This is a genomic window from Nonomuraea sp. NEAU-A123, from assembly GCF_018603905.1.
In the GTDB taxonomy this organism is placed as follows: Bacteria; Actinomycetota; Actinomycetes; order Streptosporangiales; family Streptosporangiaceae; genus Nonomuraea.
The window spans coordinates 133,688-149,144 of sequence record NZ_JAHFZZ010000020.1 but is presented as its reverse complement, the minus strand read 5'-3'; the positions used below and the strand labels follow the sequence as shown (position 1 = coordinate 149,144).

Sequence of the window (15,457 nt, the reverse complement as noted above, 5' to 3'; positions counted from 1 at the left end):
AGAAAGCGGTCAGCACAGGAGGCAATATCGGTATAAGCCGAGAAGTGATGGAAGGACAAAAGAGGTCTACCGTATCGTCCGTGCAGCTTTACACGAGATCAGCCGGAACGGGACTCCCGGTCGTACTGCTTCACGCGTTTCCGCTCTCGTCGGCCATGTGGCTGGCGCAGCGAGAGGGGCTGGCCAGGTCGTGTCGCGTGATCACACCTGACCTGCGCGGCTTCGGTGGGTCGCGGCTGGGGGAGGAAGAGCCGTCGGTCGAGGTGATGGCCGACGACGTCGCCAGGATGCTCGACGGCGAGGGGATCGATCGCGCGGTCGTCGGCGGGCTGTCGATGGGCGGCTACGTGACGATGGCGTTCTGCCGCCGCCACCCCGACCGGCTGCTGGGCGTGATACTCGCCGACACGAAGGCGAGCCCCGACCCTGAGCCCGCCCGCGCGAACAGGGAGCGCATCGCCAAGGCGGTCCTGTCCGATGGCAGCGCGGTGCTCCTGTCGGAGGTGCTGCCCGCGCTGATCGGGCCCACCACCAAGGAGCGCAGGGCCATGGTGTTCGGGCGGGTCAAGGGGCTCGTGCAGTCGGCTCCGCCCGGTGCGGTGGCCTGGGCGCAGCGGGCCATGGCCGGGCGGCCCGACTCCTTCGACACGCTGGCCGCGCTCAAGGTGCCGCTGCTCGTCGTGGTGGGGGAGGAGGACGAACTGGCGACCGTGGCCGACGCGGAGGCGATGGCGCGGGCCGTCCCCGACGGCCGGTTGGAGATCATTCCGAAGGCCGGCCACCTGACGGCGGTCGAGCAGCCGGAGGCGTTCAACGCGGCCGTGGCGGAGTTCCTCAACACCGAGCTCGGCGGCGCGGCACAACCCCGCTGACCGGCACCGCCGTGGTCAGGCCTGTGCTTGGCGGGGGAGGACGAATTCGCGGATGATCAGCGCGATGGCGGCCGCGACCGGGATGGCCACCAGCGCGCCCACGATGCCGAGCAGCGCGCCGCCGAACAGCGCGGCGATCACCGTCACCGCCGGCGTCACGTCCACAGAGCGCTTCATGACGCGCGGGTAGATCAGGTAGTTCTCGACCTGCTGGTAGACCACGAAGAACACCGCGCACGCGAGTCCCACGGGCAGCGACTGGAGCAGCCCGACCCCCGTCACCAGCACCGCTCCGATGGTGGCGCCGACGAGCGGGATCAGGTCCGTGAGCGCGACCACCAGCGCCAGCGCGAGTGCGTACTTCACGCCCATGATCGACAGGAAGATCCAGGTCAGCACGCCCGCGATGACCGAGATGAGGACGTTGCCCGCGACATAGCCGCCGATGCCGTCGAGGATCTGTTCGCTGATCTCCCTGGTCCGCTCCCGCCGGGAGACCGGCACCAGCTTGAGCATGTACGCCTTGATCGTGTGCAGGGAGCCGAGGAAGTAGAGCATGAGCACCAGCAGCGTCACCGTGGTGAAGACGCCGTCGAGCACCACCAGCCCCGCCCCCACGACCCCACTGGCCAGCGAGGGCCCCAGTTGGCTGGTGACGAACGTGGCCACCTTCGGCAGGATCTGATAGTCGGCGTCGAGCTGCCGGAGCGTCGGATGGTTGCTGAGCTCGGTCACATAACCGGGCACGGCCGCGATGAACTCGGTCAGCTGCTTGCTCACCGGCGGCACCACGGCCAGCCCGAACAGCACGAACGCCACGATGACCCCGGCGAACACGATCGAGATCGCCCAGCGCCTGGCCAGCCCGCGCCGTTGCAGCGCCTCCACGGCCGGGTTCAGCCCGACCGCCAGGAACATCGCCACCACGACCAGGATGATCACGCTCAGGGAGCGGACGACCATCTGCGCGAGCGCGATTGCGGTCAGCACGCCCAACCCGCCGACCAGCCCGAACATGAACGGCCCCCGGGAGAGCGGCGGCCCGTACGACGGTGGCTTGGCGACATCTTCCACGGCAGGGGATTCGGCTTCTGCGGACACGGGGGCTCCTGGAAGATCGCGACAAACCACGGCAGTTTTTGACATATGCCCTATGGAACGACAAAGAGAGCCTAGCGACCTCAAGGTCACCAGGCTCTCTTCAGCCGTCAGCCCACCCCCGTGTAGTCGATCCCGCGGCGGCTACTCCTGCCACCACTCCGCGTCGTCTTCACCCTTGGACTCGGCCTTGGCCGCGGCCGGTGCGGGCTGGGCAGCCGGGGCGGGCTTGTCGTTGACCGGTGCGGCGATCGCCGGCTTCGGCGGGGCCGCGGCGACCGCGGGCTCGGGCTCCATGCCCGGCAGGGCGGCGCCACCGAGCAGCTGGCGCAGCTGAGCCAGGTGGCTGGTGATGCTGTCGCGCTGGCGGGTGAGCTCGTCGACCTGACGCTGCATCGCACTGCGCGTGCGCTCGGCGTCGTTCTTCGCCTCGGTCACTATGGTGTCGGCGCTGGACTTGGCCTCGGAGACGATCGTCTCGGAGCTCTTGCGAGCGTTGGCGACCAGCTGCTTGGCGTGCAGGTCGGCCTCGCGCCTGGTCTGGTCGGCCTGCTGGGTGGCCTTCGTGGCCCTCGACTCGGCCGTGGCCGCGCGCTGCTCGGCCTCGGCGACCAGCTTCTGCGTGTTGGCCTGCGCGGTGGCGTGGCGCTCGGCCTCCTGGCGCTCGGCCTCCTCGCGGCGGGACGCGAGCTGGATCTCGAACTCCGCCTCGTCCTGCGCCCGCTTGGCCTCGGACTCCTCCAGCACCCGCTGAGCCTGCGCGCGCATCTCGTCGGCCTGCCGCTTCGCGGTGGTCAGCACCTCGTCGCGCTCGCGCTTGGTCGAGGCACGCAGCTGCGCCACCTCGCGCTCGGTCGTCGTGCGCAGCTTGGCGATCTCACGCTCGGCGTCGGCGCGCTTCTCCGCCACCTCGTGGTCGGCGGTGGCCCGCAGCTTGGCGACCTCGCGCTCCGTGGTGTTGGTCAGCTCATCGGCCAGACGGCGAGCGGTCGAGCGGGTCTCCTCCGCGTCGCGCTCGGCGCTGGTGCGCATCTCGTCGGTCTCGCGCGTCGCCTGTGCCCGCTTGTCGGCGGCCTCGGCCTCGGCGGCGGCCCGTACATCGGCGGCCTCGACCTTGGCGGCGGCCTTGATCTCGTTGGCCTCGGACCGCGCGGCCTGGACGAGCTCGGTGGCCTGCTCTTCGGCGAGGCGCAACAGCTGCTCGATGCGGGCGCCCAGACCGGAGTAGGTCGGGCGCTCCTGCTCCTGCAACTGGCGCTGGGAGTCGGATAGATCGCGCTGCAGGGACGTCACCTGCTCGCGGGACTGGCGAAGCTCACCGTCGATCTGCTTCAGATGATCGTGAACCTGATGGCGGTCATAACCACGGAGCACGACGTCGAACTCGCGTGCTGGGGCATCCTCGAAGAAGTTGTTGAGCTGGGCGTCGATGTCGGACTGCATGGAGGCTCGATCCTGGGTTGTCGAGACGGCTACACGGGCCGGACGGGGGGTTCGGGACAGCCGAGCCAGGAGCCTGTGCCTCGCGGCAGGCGCCTTGTCCGGTGGAAAGCCAGCGTACTCCGCCGGTGCCGCCTGAGAAGCCCCGTCCGACTATCTGCGTGACTAGTTACATACGATCGGTTTTGACGTTTGCCGGAGCCCCGGCTGCCTGCACCAGCTCAGTGAGCATTCCTCCCACGTCCTTGGGGTGCACAAACGCGATCTCCGACCCCATCGAGCCGTGTCGCGGGTGCTCATCGAGCAGCCGCACGCCCTTACCCGCCAACCGTTCCATCGCCCCAGCCACGTCCGGCACCCCGAACGCCACATGGTGCACGCCCTCGCCCCGCTTGGCCAGGAACTTCCCCACCGGCGTGTCGGGCGACAGCGGCTCCAGCAACTGAATGTAGGAGCTCCCGCCCTCGCCGTCAGCGATGTGGAGCATGGCCTCCCGGACCCCTTGCTCCTCGTTCACCTCGCGTGCCACGACGGTCAACTCGAACGTGTCCGAGAATAGCGCGATCTTCGCGTCGAGGTCGTGACAGGCGATCCCGATGTGGTCGATCCGCATGAACATGTGTGGCCTACCTCCATAGCGAGCGTGCACCTACTCGTGGGTATGGTGTCAAAGAACCCCTCGCGCGCACAGGAGGCCGTCGCCATGTCTGGGTCCGTCATCGTAGCCGGAGCTCGTACGCCCATCGGCAGGCTGCTCGGCGCCCTGTCCGGGTTGCCCGCCGTGGAGCTCGGCGGCATCGCCATCAAGGCCGCACTGGAACGCTCCGGGGTCGCGCCGGAGGCCGTCGAGTATGTGATCATGGGCCAGGTGCTCCAGGCGGGCGCGGGCCAGATCCCCTCCCGCCAGGCCGCGGTCAAGGCGGGCATCCCGATGACCGTCCCCTCGCTCACCATCAACAAGGTCTGCCTGTCGGGGCTCGACGCCATCGCCCTGGCCGACCAGCTCATCCGCGCGGGGGAGTTCGACATCGTGGTCGCGGGCGGCATGGAGTCGATGACGAACGCGCCGCACCTGCTGCCCGGCCTGCGCAAGGGCGTCAAGTACGGCGGCTCCACGGTGGTCGACTCGATGGCGCACGACGGGCTGTTCTGCGCGTTCGACCAGTGCGCGATGGGCGAGTCCACCGAGCGCTACAACGCCCGGCTGGGCATCGGCCGCGAGGAGCAGGACGCGATCTCCGCCCGCTCCCACCAACTGGCCGCCGCGGCCACCAAGAACGGCGTCTTCGACGACGAGATCGTGCCGGTGGAGCTCCCGCAGCGGCGCGGCGAGCCGGTGGTCGTCAAGGAGGACGAGGGCATCCGCGGCGACACCACCGTGGACACGCTGGCCCGGCTGCGGCCGGCGTTCGCCGCCGACGGCACGATCACGGCCGGTTCGGCCTCGCAGATCTCCGACGGCGCCTGCGCGGTGGTCGTGATGTCCAAGGCCAAGGCCGAGGAGCTGGGGCTGCCCTGGCTGGCGGAGATCGGCAGGCACGGCAACGTGGCCGGGCCGGACACCTCGCTGCAGTCGCAGCCGGCCAACGCCATCAAGCAGGCGCTGGCCAAGCAGGGCCTGAGCGTCGGCGACCTCGACCTGGTGGAGATCAACGAGGCGTTCGCCAGCGTGGTGCTCCAGTCGGCGAAGGAGCTGGGCGTGCCACTCGATCAGGTCAACGTCAACGGGGGCGGCATCGCGCTCGGCCACCCGATCGGCGCCTCGGGCGCCCGCATCGTGCTCACGCTGGCCCACGAGCTAAGGCGCCGGGGCGGCGGCCTGGGCGCGGCAGGGCTGTGCGGCGGCGGCGGTCAGGGCGACGCGCTCATCATCCGCGTACCGGCATAGACGTATGGGGTGAGAGCTCGGCTCTCACCCCATGTACGCGTCTAAGGAGGTTGGTGAGCCCGGCCGCGAGGGAGGTTGCGGCCGGGCTTTTTTGCGGTGGTCATGAGGAGAGGAACTTGGCGAACACCGAGCGGTGACGACGCTCGGCCTTCTGACCCTTCTGCGCCTCGCGTACCCGGCGGTGCTGGGCCGCGGCCTCACGGAGCTCCTCCGCGTGGTTCTTCATGACGGCGTATTCGAGTTCGGCGTTCATCCGAGTGCTCCTGTGTTCTTTCGGTCCACTTCCCTGGCACTTTCTAGATTGCTCCTAAGGCCCCTGCCGCCACATCGGGCGGATGCCCTATCTGTGGCATTAAGCCGATGTGAGGAGCTACCTAGGGCGCCGGTCGTAGGACCTAAGGCACCTAGGGCTGGTCGGCGAACTTCACCGTCACCTTGGCGAACCCGAGCGACTTGAGCATCCCTTCGAGCATGGCCTTGGTGTTGGTGTCGGCGCGGGCGCGCAGGTCACTGGACGCCGCGGCTTCGGCGATCTTGGTCTCCGCCAGCACGTACAGCTCCCGCTGGTCGTTCGGAGACGACGACAGGAAGCCCTGCACGCGGTCCAGCAGCCCGCGCTGCTGGGCGAAGACGTAGGAACGCCGGTTGTCGAGGTTCGGCTTCTCCAGTTGCGCGCGTGGCAGGCGGATCGTGACCTCCGTACGGTCCTTCGAGACCGTCACGCCGTTGGCCCCCAAGGCGGAGAAGTCGACGTAGGCGTCCACGTTGCCCGCCCCCACGAACAGCGTGCGGGTGCCCTTGACCGCGTCGGGCAGGAAGCGGGCGTCCTTCTCCAGATCGACCACCACCTGGAAGTTGCCGGTGGCCGCCTCGAACCGGCTCAGGTCCTTGATGGACTGCAGCAACACCGGCTGGCTGCGGTCGATGGTCTGCTCGCCGAACGGGTTGAGCCAGGTCCAGGCCAGCCGGCCGCCGACCACGAGCAGAACCGCCACGACCAGGAAACCGGCCAGATATCGCCACCTGCGGCGCCGCCGCGGGGTGACCGCGGGGGGCGCCGTTTGGGAAGTCGTCATGCGAGTGTGACTACCCGACCGTGGATCATCATTGCCAGCTTTTTGGTGACATCTCCGATCCCCAGTCGGAAGGCCGCTCTTCGTCGCTGGGATTCGGATAGACCGGATAGACCTGTGGCGAGCCGGTCGAGGCCGCCACCGGGGCCGCCGCCGCCCCCGCCGGCCCGCCGCCGAAGTGGGTGCTCGACAGCTTGCACGCCTGGAAATCGCTGAAGAACATGCGCAGCCACTCGCGCCGCTGATGCTCGCTCAGCCCGGAGAACCAGGCCGCCGCGTATTGGTGCTCCGGCAGCGGCCCGCCGGGCAGCGGCTCGCCGCGCAGCCAGGCCACCACGATCTCGCGGTAACCGTCGCCGGGCGTGTCGGGGCATTGAGCGGCCAGCGACTCGACGTACTCGTAGACGGCCTCGTCGGCGAAGCCCGCCGACAGGTCGGGCACGTGGATCTGCGCGAGTCCGGTGGACGGCTGCAAGGGTTCTTCCAGCGGCCGCTGTTCGACCCGGGTGAACGCGGCAGGCGTGCCCGCCAGGCGCGAGGCGATCTGGGTGAAGGCCGCGCCGAGCTCGGCCAGGCCCGCGCGCATGCCCGGATGCAGGCAGACCGTGATCGGCCAGTCCTGGCAGCTGTAGGCGATCTCCTGGGCGGCGGCGGGCTTGGTCTCGGCCAGCAGCCGCGCCACCCCCGTGCCCGCCGCGAGCACCGACAGCAGCGCGCACGCCAGCACCAGGGCCTGCCTGGTCACCACCGCCGCCCAGCCGAGCAGCAGCGCTGCCGTGATGCCCAGCAACCAGAGCGTCTGGTCGAGGAACGCCGCGCCGCCGAGCCCCTGGAACAGGTCGTACGGCTCGCCCGTGCCGGGCGCCAGCTTGTCGGCCCAGCCGTTGCCGCCGGCCAGCCAGGTGAACAGGCCGTAGCAGCCCAGCCCGGCGAGCGGCGGCGTGTAGACCCTGGGCAGCAGCCAGCCCGCGATCCAGCCGATCACCGAGTAGAGCGCCAGTCCGGCCATGCCCACGCCGAGCCCGGCCAGGCTCAGCCGTCCCGACTGCTCGGTGAGCACCGTCTTGACGGCCAGGACCAGCACGGTCGCGCCGAACGAGCCCAGCACCACCACGACGATCGCCAGCGGCGCCTTCAGCGCCCGCCAGGTCGTCAGCGAGCGGCCGCGCAGCGCTCTGCGCTTGCGCATCGCCACCCACGCGGCGAAGGCGGCGGCCACGGGCCCGGTCAGCCGGAGCGAACCGATGACCGCGGCCACGATATTTTCCCACGCGTCCACGCCAGGTATCAGGACGCTCCACGCCGCGACCAAGCCGAGAGCAAGGAGCACGGCGACCGTTACGGCCGCGCTCTGCTTCAACTCTTCACGTGAAACGCCCGCGTGCTCACGCACCCGTTTTTCCATTGGATTCCACCAAGCACCCCCCGTGCCCCGTCGGTGCGGCGGAAGCGAGGCAAGTCCTGGCCGGTCCCCACGGCGAGTGAACTTGGCTTCCGCGTCACCATTCGATGTGAGAACCATAACGGAGCGTGATGATTGGCGTCCGGATTCTTGGTCAAGCCGTGAGTCCGATCGCTCTCCGTAATCATACTAATCAGGACGAGCGGCGCGCTACCGTAGCGCTGTGTCGCAGCCGAAGCCGCTCAATCTGCCGTTCGATCCCATTGACCGCGCCGCGGAGTCGTGGCGCGCTCACTTCGGGGCTTCTTCCGCGATGGCCGCCGTCACCTCGATCATGAGAGCGCACCAGATCCTGCTGTCGCAACTCGACTCGCTGCTCAAGCCGTACGACCTGACCTTCGCCAGGTACGAGGCCCTGGTGCTGCTGACCTTCAGCAGGACCGGAGCCCTTCCTCTGTGGAAGATCGGAGAGCGGCTCATGGTGCACCCGACGAGTGTGACCAACACCATCGACCGGCTGGAGAAGTCGGATTTCGTCTGCCGGATGCCCAACCCGCAGGACGGCCGCGGTGTGCTCGCCGAGATCACCGACGCGGGGCGCGACGTCGTACGGCGGGCCACGGCCGATCTGATGGCGGCGGACTTCGGTCTGACCATGTACGGCGAGGACGAGCTGCGGCAGCTCTTCGACGGGTTGCGCACGCTGCGGGTGGCGGCGGGTGACTTCTCCACGGCGTCGATGCGGCAAGATGATGAGCATGGCGGACTTCTCTAGGCCCGGGTCGCTCTACGGAGCCATAGACCTGGGCGCGCGTAAGCAGGCACTCGAGGCACAGGCCCGGCGGGAGGCCGGGGGTCCCCAGGCGGCCACGTCGGGCTCGATCGTCGACGTGTCCGAGGAGACGTTCACTACCGATGTCATCGACCGCTCGATGAGCGTGCCGGTCGTCCTCGACCTCTGGTCTCCACGTGCACCCGGCAGCGCTCAGCTCAGCCCGGTGCTGGAGAAGGTGGTCGGCGAGCTGGGCGGCCGGGCGATCCTGGCCAAGGTCAACGTCGACGCCAGTCCGCAGATCGCGCAGGCGCTGCGGGTGCAGGCGGTGCCGACCGTGCTGGCCATCTTCCAGGGGCAGGCCGTCACCGGCTTCCAGCAGGTGCTGCCCGAGCAGGAGGTGCGCCGCTGGCTCGACGAGCTGATGGGCGCGGTCGAGCAGTTCTACCAGGCCAACCCCGACGCCCGGCCGGCGGAGGCGGGCGAGCAGCAGGACGAGCCCGCCGGGCCGCCCGCCGATCCCGACCTGGTGGCCGCAGAGGAGGCCGTCGACAAGGGCGACCTCGACGCGGCCGAGGCGGCCTACCAGCGGCTGCTGGTCCGCTCGCCGGGCAACGAGGACGCGAAGATGGGGCTGGCGGGCGTCGGCCTGATCAAGCGGACGGCCGACGTCGACCCCGCTGACGTGCAGCGTCGCATGCAGGACCCGGCCGACATCGACGCCCAGTTGCTGGCGGCCGACCTGGAGATGCTGTCGGGCGCGATCGACGAGGCGTTCGATCGGATCATCGGCGTGGTCAAGCGCACTTCGGGCGACGATCGCGACAAGGCCCGGCGCCACCTGCTCGGCCTGTTCGACGCGCTACCCGCAGAAGACCCTTCTTTGGCCAAGGCACGTAGAGCTTTGTCCAGCGCGCTGTTCTAACCTGGACGTATGCGGGTCGTCACGATCTCGGCGACGTACGGCACGGCCGGCAGCCACATCGGCCCGGCCGTGGCCGAACGCCTGGGCGTGCCCTTCGTCGACCGCGCCATCCCCAACACCGTCGCCCAGGAGTTGGGCTGCACGCTGGAGGAGGCGCTGGCCCACGACGACCGGGCCGAACACGGCCTCGGCCGGTTGCTCTCCGGCGCGATGCGCCTGCCGACGGTCACCTTCGGCGGTGTCGACATGTACGTCCCCGGCGCGATGCCGATCGCGCAGGAGGAGTTCGTCCGCCGCACCGAACGCCTGCTCAAGGACACGGCGCGGGCTCAGGGCGGGGTCTTCCTGGGCCGGGCGGGGGCCGTGGTGCTCGCCGACCATCCGGGCGCGCTGCACGTCAGGCTCGACGCTCCGCTGAAACGCCGGGTGCGGCAGACCGCCACGCTGGGCGAGCTCAGCGAGCGCGAGGCCCGCAAGATCGTGGAGGACAACGACCGCGCGCGCAGCGCCTACGTGCGCCACTTCTACCGCGCCGACCCGGCGGATCCCTCCATATATCACCTGGTCATCGATAGCACGAGTATTCCCGTATCGACCTGCGTGGATTTGATCGCCATCGCGGCCGAGGCACTCGACTGACCGAATTCCCCCTACCATGGGAGAACTTCTTGGTCAGTCCCGAAGGAGCATTTGACGTGGCGACCGTCCCCAGTGTGTCGTACTCCATCACCGTGCGGCTTGAGGTGCCGGCAGGCGGCAAGGCCGTCAGCCAGCTCACCCACGCCGTAGAGTCGGCGGGTGGTGTGGTCACCGCGCTCGACGTCACCACCGCGGGCCACGAGAAGCTGCGCATCGACGTCACCTGCGCGGCCCGGGACACCGACCACGCGCAGGCGATCGTCGACCAGCTCGAATCCGTCGACGGCGTCGTCATCCACAAGGTCTCCGACCGCACCTTCCTCATGCACCTCGGCGGCAAGATCGAGATGGTGTCGAAGGTGCCGCTGCGCAACCGCGACGAGCTGTCCATGGCCTACACCCCCGGTGTGGCGCGCGTGTCGATGGCCATCGCGCGCAACAAGGAGGACGCGCGGCGCCTGACCATCAAGCGCAACACGGTCGCCGTCGTCACCGACGGCTCGGCCGTGCTCGGACTGGGCAACATCGGCCCGGAGGCGGCGCTGCCGGTCATGGAGGGCAAGGCGGCCCTGTTCAAACGCTTCGCGGGCATCGACGCCTGGCCGATCTGCCTCGACACGCAGGACGTCGACGAGATCGTCCGTACGGTCCAGGTCATCGCGCCGGGCTTCGGCGGCATCAACCTCGAGGACATCGGCGCGCCGCGCTGCTTCGAGGTCGAGCGGCGGCTGCGCGAGCTGCTCGACATCCCGGTCTTCCACGACGACCAGCACGGCACCGCCATCTGCGTGCTGGCCGCGCTCACCAACGCGCTGCGCGTGGTGGGCAAGCCCATCGAGGGCGTCAAGATCGCCATGGCGGGCGCGGGCGCGGCCGGCAACGCGGTGCTGCGCCTGCTGCTGGCGGCGGGCGCGCGCAACGTCGTCGTCTGCGACTATCTCGGCGCCGTGCACAAGGGCCGCGACGACCTCGACGAGTCGCTCCGCTGGATCGCCGACCACACCAACGCCGAAGGCTACTCGGGCGACCTGCGCGGGTCGCTCAAGGGCGCCGACGTGTTCATCGGGGTGTCCGCGCCGGGCATCCTGACCGGCGCGGACATCGCCACGATGGCCGACGACGCGGTGGTGTTCGCCCTCGCCAACCCGGAGCCCGAGGTGTCGCCCGACGACGCTCGCGAGCACGCGGCCGTGGTGGCGACCGGGCGGTCCGACTATCCCAACCAGATCAACAATGTGCTGGCGTTCCCGGGCGTGTTCCGCGGCCTGCTGGACGCCCAGGCGACCGAGGTGAGCCAGGAGATGCTGCTGGCCGCGGCGCGCGCGCTCGCGGCCGTGGTGGCTCCGGAGGAGCTCGGGCCCAACTACATCGTGCCGAGCGTGTTCCACCCGGACGTGGCGACCGCCGTCGCCGCCGCCGTCCGCGACTCGGCGGGCGGGCGGGCGAGAGGCTTTACCGAGGCGTGATTTTTAAAAGTACAAAACCGATTTTCCTTTACGGCACAGCCGCCCCACCGCCACCCGCCGACCGGGGCTGAGGGCCTCCAGGAAGACGGCCGCTGACCGGCGCTTGGCCGGGCGCCGTTACGGCGTCTTCTTGGCCGGTGGCGGCTCTTTCGTGACCGCCGGGATGATGCGGTAGTCCGCCTGGAAGACGAGGTTGTGGGCGTCGGCCGTGGCTATCGCCCGCAGGGTCGGCACCTGGTCCCAGGCGTCCGCTTCGTCGAAGACGTTCAGGGGCCAGGTGCCCAGGGTGCCGCCGCTCAGGTGGGGTCTTCGAGCACTGCTCCGGCCACTGGGGCGAGGAGTTCGACGGCGGTGGCGAAGAGGGCCTCCTTGGCCTCGCGGGTCGTCGCCTGGCCGTGGGTGCGGTCCCGGAGGTCGCGGAAGTGGCGCAATGATGCCCCGTGCAGCGGGGTCATGGGCGGTCTTCCCTTCTGATCGCGGTGTGGGCGGCGATGGCCAGGACCAGGGCCGCGTTGATCAGGACTGCGGTGGTCACTCCTTGGAGGATCGTGCCCATGGCGGCCGTGGCTATCGCGCTCATGACCGGGATGCCCATGGTGATGCCGATCTGCTGCGTCATTGTGGCGAGGCCCGTGGCCAGGCCCTGTTCGGAGCTGGGCAGCCCCGAGGTGGCGGTCACCATGAAGGCGACGATCGCCAGCATGTTGCCGACGCCGCCGATGAAGGTGGCCACCAGGAGGAGCCAGATCCAGCCTGCCTCCGGGCCGAGGAGTGTCAACGCCGCCGTCGCCGCGGCCTGCACCAGGAAGCCGGCCACCAGCGTCCGGCGGTTGCCGAGGCGGGACAGCACGCGCGGGGCCGCGACCCCGCCGAGCACCGTGCCGAGGCCGAGCACGCCGAACGCCAGCCCCGTGGCCAGGGCCGAGTAGCCGAGGACCTTCTGCAGGTAGAGCGTCATGAGGAAGACCAGCGACGTCTCCGTGGCGAACGCGACCAGCCCCGCCAGGTTGCCCCACTTCACGGTGGGCCTGGCCAGGATCGTCACCGGGACGAGCGGTTGGGGCGCCCGCCGTTCGACGAACCAGAACGTCACCAGCAGGGCGGCCCCCGCCAGCAGCGCGCCGATCCCGGCCGGGTCGGCGAAGCCGCGCTCACCGGCGCGGGTGAGCCCGAACACCAGCGCCAGCAGGCCGGCGGTCACCGTCACCGCGCCCGGCAGGTCCATCCGGGGCCGGTCCGCGAGGCGGCTCTCGGCGGGCAGGACCCGGGCGGCGGCCAGGACGGCCAGCGCGACCGGAACGTTCACGAAGAAGGCCCACCGCCAGCTCAGCAGGTCGGTCAGCAGCCCGCCCAGGATCGCGCCGGAGGTGAAACCGGCCGACATCAGCGCCCCGTTCAGCCCCAGCGCCCGCGCCCGCAGCGGCCCCTCGGCGAACGTGGTGGTCAGCAGCGACAGCCCGGCCGGGGTGACGGCGGCCGTGGCCAGCCCCTGGGCCACCCTGGCGACCAGGAGCAGGCCGGGCGACGTGGCCAGCCCGCCGGCCAGCGAGGAGAGCCCGAGCAACGCCATTCCGCCCAGGAACAGCCGGCGCCGCCCGAACAGGTCCGCGATCCGGCCGAACAGCAGCGTGAACCCGGCCGCCGCGAGCGCGAACGCGGTCGCCACCCACTGCAGGTCGGCCAGCTCGAACCCGAGCCCGGCACCGATCACCGGCAGCGCGACGTTCAGGATGGAGAAGTCGACGGCGAGCATGAACTGGGATCCGAGCAACAGCACCAGGACCAGCCGCTGCCGCCCCGTCATCCGGACGGCTTGCGAGGTCACGGTCATGTCATCCCCCTAATGGGTTTTTTGTTCCGTTAAGATGAGGATGACGCTAGCACGCTAAGGAGTCTTAATGGAACAGGATTCCCGTTTGGCTGGAACGGTGCGCCCCGGCGGCCGTACGGCAAGGGTCCGGGCGGCGGTCCTGGAGGCCGCTCAGGACGAGCTGGTGCTCCATGGCTTCCACGGCCTCACCATGGACGCGGTGGCCGCTCGCGCGGGCGTCGGCAAGACCACGGTCTACCGCCGCTGGACCAGTACGGCGGGCTTGGTGGCCGACCTCATGACGGAGCTGGCCGACCAGTCCGCCGCGCACGCGAACACCGGCAGCGTCGAAGACGACCTGCGCGCCAACGCCCTGAGCGTCCTGAGTGCCATCGCGGACGAACGCCTGGGCCCCACGCTCCAGGCGGTCATCGCGGCCGCCACCTGCGACAAGGAGGCGGCGGCCGCGCTGAACGCCTTCTACGGCCGGCGGATCAGGGAATGGGCCAAGTCGATCGACCTGGCGATCGGGCGCAGCGAGCTCCCGGAGGGCACCGACGGCCAAGAGGTCATCCGGGCGATCTCGGCCCCTCTGTACTACCGCCTGCTGGTCACGAGGGAGCCGGTGGACAAGGAGACGGCCGAACGATCGGTGGCTCGCGCTCTGGTGGCGGCTCGCAAGGGGGCGTTCATCGGCTGACGCATGTGGGACAAACGGTGTCCATATAGCGACAGAAAGTAACAACAGGGTGGTAGGGGAGCGAGATGCGGGGTTGACCCTTCATGATGGAGGTATGGCGGAAGCGATCTACGTCGGCGGTTTACTGGTGGCGACGCCGCTTCTCGACGACCCCAACTTCCGGCGTAGCGTCGTGCTCATCCTCGAACACGACCTCGACGGCGGCACCCTCGGCGTGGTGCTGAACCGGCCGAGCGACATCTCGGTGACGCAGGTGCTGCCGGTGTGGGATCCCCTGGTGACCGGGCCGCCAGTGCTGTTCGAGGGCGGTCCGGTGCAGACCGACAGCGCGCTGGCACTGGCCGCGGTGCCGAGCGGCGAGGAGCCGTTGGGCTGGCGCAGGCTGCACGCGGGCACGCCCGCGGTCTCCCGGCTGGGCACAGTCGATCTGGACGCGCCGCCGGAGATCCTTCAGGGCGAGATCGCGCAGATGCGGATCTTCGCCGGCTACGCGGGCTGGACGTCCGGGCAACTGGAGAGCGAGATCGCCGAAGGGGCCTGGTACGTCGTCGACTCGGAGGCGGGCGACACCTTCCACACCGACCCCGGTTCCCTGTGGCGCAACGTGCTGCGGCGGCAGCCGGGCGAGCTGGCCTTCGTGGCGACCTGCCCGGACGATCCGACGCTGAACTAGACGTCCCAGCCGGGGCGGAAGGCGTTCTGGGCGAGTTCGAGGGTCTCCTCCATGCGCTCCACGAGGATCCGCACATCCGTCACCTCGCGGTGCGGGCATTCGAACCCGACCCGCAGTATCGACATCGCGAACGCGACGATGAGGTGGGTGCGCTGATCGGTCATCACGTCGACGTTCCTGCGGGCGGCGATCTCGACGGCCAGGCGCCGCTCGGTCGCCGCGCCCCTGGCCACGGACAGGCCCACCAGATGGGGATTCTCCTCCATGAGCCGCCGCAACTTCAGGAATCTTGTCGTGTCCTCGGGCGTTGACAGCTGGATGTCGCGGACGACCTCGCGCAGCCCGTGGATCAGCGCGGTGAAGGAGGGCTCGTCCGCGGGGCGGGTCCGCAGTGTCTCCAGCATGATCTCCTCGCCTTGGTCGTGGAACCAGAGCACGAGATGGTCCTTGCTGGTGAAGTAGCGGAAGAACGTCCGCGAGGAGATCTCGACCGACCCCGCTATCTGGTCCACCGTGGTCGAGTCGTACCCTTGTTCGAGGAACAGGTCGAACGCGGCGTCGAGGATCGCCAGACGCGTCTTCTCCTTCTTGCGTTCCCTTAGACCCACACGCGTCACTCCCTAGAAACCTTCCTGTCATAGTGTGCCATAAGTCATAGGCCGTCAAATAAAACTCGGTTGTCATCTGTCAGCGACTGCC

General features: G+C 69.5%; 17 protein-coding genes. 8 read left to right on the top strand and 9 right to left on the bottom strand.

Annotated elements, in window-relative coordinates; translation table 11 throughout:
- The first annotated feature begins 47 nt into the window (after nucleotides 1–47).
- Nucleotides 48–872 (top strand): alpha/beta fold hydrolase, encoded by an 825-nt coding sequence (locus tag KLK06_RS44045; protein ID WP_214641680.1) that lies wholly within the window; start codon nucleotides 48–50, stop codon nucleotides 870–872.
- Between the two features lie 15 nt (nucleotides 873–887).
- Here KLK06_RS44045 and KLK06_RS44040 read toward each other — a convergent pair whose 3' ends face one another.
- The 3 genes from KLK06_RS44040 to mce all read right to left on the bottom strand — a co-directional run bounded on the left by KLK06_RS44040 (nucleotide 888) and on the right by mce (nucleotide 4,029).
- Nucleotides 888–1,973 (bottom strand): AI-2E family transporter, encoded by a 1,086-nt coding sequence (locus KLK06_RS44040; RefSeq protein ID WP_308168718.1) that lies wholly within the window; start codon nucleotides 1,971–1,973, stop codon nucleotides 888–890.
- Between the two features lie 141 nt (nucleotides 1,974–2,114).
- Nucleotides 2,115–3,413 (bottom strand): DivIVA domain-containing protein, encoded by a 1,299-nt coding sequence (locus KLK06_RS44035; protein WP_214641678.1) that lies wholly within the window; start codon nucleotides 3,411–3,413, stop codon nucleotides 2,115–2,117.
- A 166-nt stretch (nucleotides 3,414–3,579) separates the two neighbouring features.
- Nucleotides 3,580–4,029, bottom strand: coding sequence for a methylmalonyl-CoA epimerase (gene mce / locus KLK06_RS44030; protein WP_214641677.1), 450 nt, complete (start codon nucleotides 4,027–4,029; stop codon nucleotides 3,580–3,582).
- 84 nt (nucleotides 4,030–4,113) lie between these two features.
- Between mce and KLK06_RS44025 the strand changes: the two genes are divergently transcribed.
- Nucleotides 4,114–5,298, top strand: a complete 1,185-nt coding sequence (locus tag KLK06_RS44025) for an acetyl-CoA C-acetyltransferase (protein WP_214641676.1) — start codon at nucleotides 4,114–4,116, stop codon at nucleotides 5,296–5,298.
- Nucleotides 5,299–5,398: 100 nt separating this feature from the next.
- On the opposite strand, the gene KLK06_RS44020 is transcribed toward KLK06_RS44025, so the two are convergent.
- From KLK06_RS44020 to KLK06_RS44010, 3 genes are all read right to left on the bottom strand, one after another.
- The gene (locus KLK06_RS44020; RefSeq protein WP_214641675.1) at nucleotides 5,399–5,551 is read right to left on the bottom strand and encodes a hypothetical protein; all 153 of its coding nucleotides are present in this window, start codon (nucleotides 5,549–5,551) and stop codon (nucleotides 5,399–5,401) included.
- A gap of 151 nt (nucleotides 5,552–5,702) precedes the next feature.
- Nucleotides 5,703–6,374 carry a DUF4230 domain-containing protein gene (locus KLK06_RS44015; RefSeq protein ID WP_214641674.1) on the bottom strand — a complete coding sequence of 224 codons (672 nt, stop codon included), beginning with the start codon at nucleotides 6,372–6,374 and terminating at the stop codon, nucleotides 5,703–5,705.
- Between the two features lie 28 nt (nucleotides 6,375–6,402).
- Nucleotides 6,403–7,764, bottom strand: coding sequence for a hypothetical protein (locus KLK06_RS44010; RefSeq protein ID WP_214641673.1), 1,362 nt, complete (start codon nucleotides 7,762–7,764; stop codon nucleotides 6,403–6,405).
- 232 nt (nucleotides 7,765–7,996) lie between these two features.
- Here KLK06_RS44010 and KLK06_RS44005 point away from each other — a divergent pair, with 232 nt between their 5' ends.
- From KLK06_RS44005 to KLK06_RS43990, 4 genes are read left to right on the top strand one after another with little or no spacing between them, the layout of a single operon-like run.
- On the top strand, nucleotides 7,997–8,548 hold the full coding sequence (locus KLK06_RS44005; protein ID WP_214641672.1) for a MarR family winged helix-turn-helix transcriptional regulator: 552 nt from the start codon (nucleotides 7,997–7,999) through the stop codon (nucleotides 8,546–8,548).
- The gene (locus tag KLK06_RS44000) at nucleotides 8,532–9,470 is read left to right on the top strand and encodes a tetratricopeptide repeat protein (RefSeq protein WP_214641671.1); all 939 of its coding nucleotides are present in this window, start codon (nucleotides 8,532–8,534) and stop codon (nucleotides 9,468–9,470) included. The genes KLK06_RS44005 and KLK06_RS44000 overlap by 17 nt, the downstream gene beginning before the upstream one ends.
- Before the next feature lie 9 nt (nucleotides 9,471–9,479).
- Complete coding sequence (locus KLK06_RS43995; protein ID WP_214641670.1) at nucleotides 9,480–10,109, top strand: AAA family ATPase; 630 nt, start codon at nucleotides 9,480–9,482, stop codon at nucleotides 10,107–10,109.
- 56 nt (nucleotides 10,110–10,165) lie between these two features.
- On the top strand, nucleotides 10,166–11,575 hold the full coding sequence (locus KLK06_RS43990; protein ID WP_214641669.1) for an NAD-dependent malic enzyme: 1,410 nt from the start codon (nucleotides 10,166–10,168) through the stop codon (nucleotides 11,573–11,575).
- A gap of 296 nt (nucleotides 11,576–11,871) precedes the next feature.
- Here the strand turns inward: KLK06_RS43990 and KLK06_RS60630 are convergent, their stop codons facing one another.
- Together KLK06_RS60630 and KLK06_RS43980 are read right to left on the bottom strand one after the other, a co-directional pair.
- Nucleotides 11,872–12,030, bottom strand: a complete 159-nt coding sequence (locus tag KLK06_RS60630; protein WP_250906931.1) for a hypothetical protein — start codon at nucleotides 12,028–12,030, stop codon at nucleotides 11,872–11,874.
- A complete protein-coding gene (locus KLK06_RS43980) occupies nucleotides 12,027–13,406 on the bottom strand; it encodes an MFS transporter (protein ID WP_214641668.1) in 1,380 nt (459 codons plus the stop codon). Before KLK06_RS43980 ends, KLK06_RS60630 begins: the two co-directional genes overlap by 4 nt.
- 67 nt (nucleotides 13,407–13,473) lie before the next feature.
- Here KLK06_RS43980 and KLK06_RS43975 point away from each other — a divergent pair, with 67 nt between their 5' ends.
- A complete protein-coding gene (locus KLK06_RS43975) occupies nucleotides 13,474–14,085 on the top strand; it encodes a TetR/AcrR family transcriptional regulator (RefSeq protein WP_214641667.1) in 612 nt (203 codons plus the stop codon).
- 94 nt (nucleotides 14,086–14,179) lie between these two features.
- Nucleotides 14,180–14,758 carry a YqgE/AlgH family protein gene (locus KLK06_RS43970; RefSeq protein WP_214641666.1) on the top strand — a complete coding sequence of 193 codons (579 nt, stop codon included), beginning with the start codon at nucleotides 14,180–14,182 and terminating at the stop codon, nucleotides 14,756–14,758.
- Here KLK06_RS43970 and KLK06_RS43965 read toward each other — a convergent pair.
- Entirely contained in the window at nucleotides 14,755–15,366 is a 612-nt protein-coding gene (locus KLK06_RS43965; protein ID WP_308168717.1) for a TetR family transcriptional regulator, read from the bottom strand. The genes KLK06_RS43970 and KLK06_RS43965 overlap by 4 nt on opposite strands.
- Nucleotides 15,367–15,457 lie beyond the last annotated feature (91 nt).

Coding starts and splice junctions, on each gene's coding strand:
- mce (WP_214641677.1), bottom strand. CDS start 4,029: ATGTTCATGCGGATCGACCACATCGGGATCGCCTGTCACGACCTCGAC.
- KLK06_RS44035 (WP_214641678.1), bottom strand. CDS start 3,413: ATGCAGTCCGACATCGACGCCCAGCTCAACAACTTCTTCGAGGATGCC.
- KLK06_RS44000 (WP_214641671.1), top strand. CDS start 8,532: ATGGCGGACTTCTCTAGGCCCGGGTCGCTCTACGGAGCCATAGACCTG.
- KLK06_RS44025 (WP_214641676.1), top strand. CDS start 4,114: ATGTCTGGGTCCGTCATCGTAGCCGGAGCTCGTACGCCCATCGGCAGG.
- KLK06_RS44015 (WP_214641674.1), bottom strand. CDS start 6,374: ATGACGACTTCCCAAACGGCGCCCCCCGCGGTCACCCCGCGGCGGCGC.
- KLK06_RS43970 (WP_214641666.1), top strand. CDS start 14,180: ATGGCGGAAGCGATCTACGTCGGCGGTTTACTGGTGGCGACGCCGCTT.
- KLK06_RS43995 (WP_214641670.1), top strand. CDS start 9,480: ATGCGGGTCGTCACGATCTCGGCGACGTACGGCACGGCCGGCAGCCAC.
- KLK06_RS60630 (WP_250906931.1), bottom strand. CDS start 12,030: ATGACCCCGCTGCACGGGGCATCATTGCGCCACTTCCGCGACCTCCGG.
- KLK06_RS44045 (WP_214641680.1), top strand. CDS start 48: ATGGAAGGACAAAAGAGGTCTACCGTATCGTCCGTGCAGCTTTACACG.
- KLK06_RS44020 (WP_214641675.1), bottom strand. CDS start 5,551: ATGAACGCCGAACTCGAATACGCCGTCATGAAGAACCACGCGGAGGAG.
- KLK06_RS43975 (WP_214641667.1), top strand. CDS start 13,474: ATGGAACAGGATTCCCGTTTGGCTGGAACGGTGCGCCCCGGCGGCCGT.
- KLK06_RS43980 (WP_214641668.1), bottom strand. CDS start 13,406: ATGACCGTGACCTCGCAAGCCGTCCGGATGACGGGGCGGCAGCGGCTG.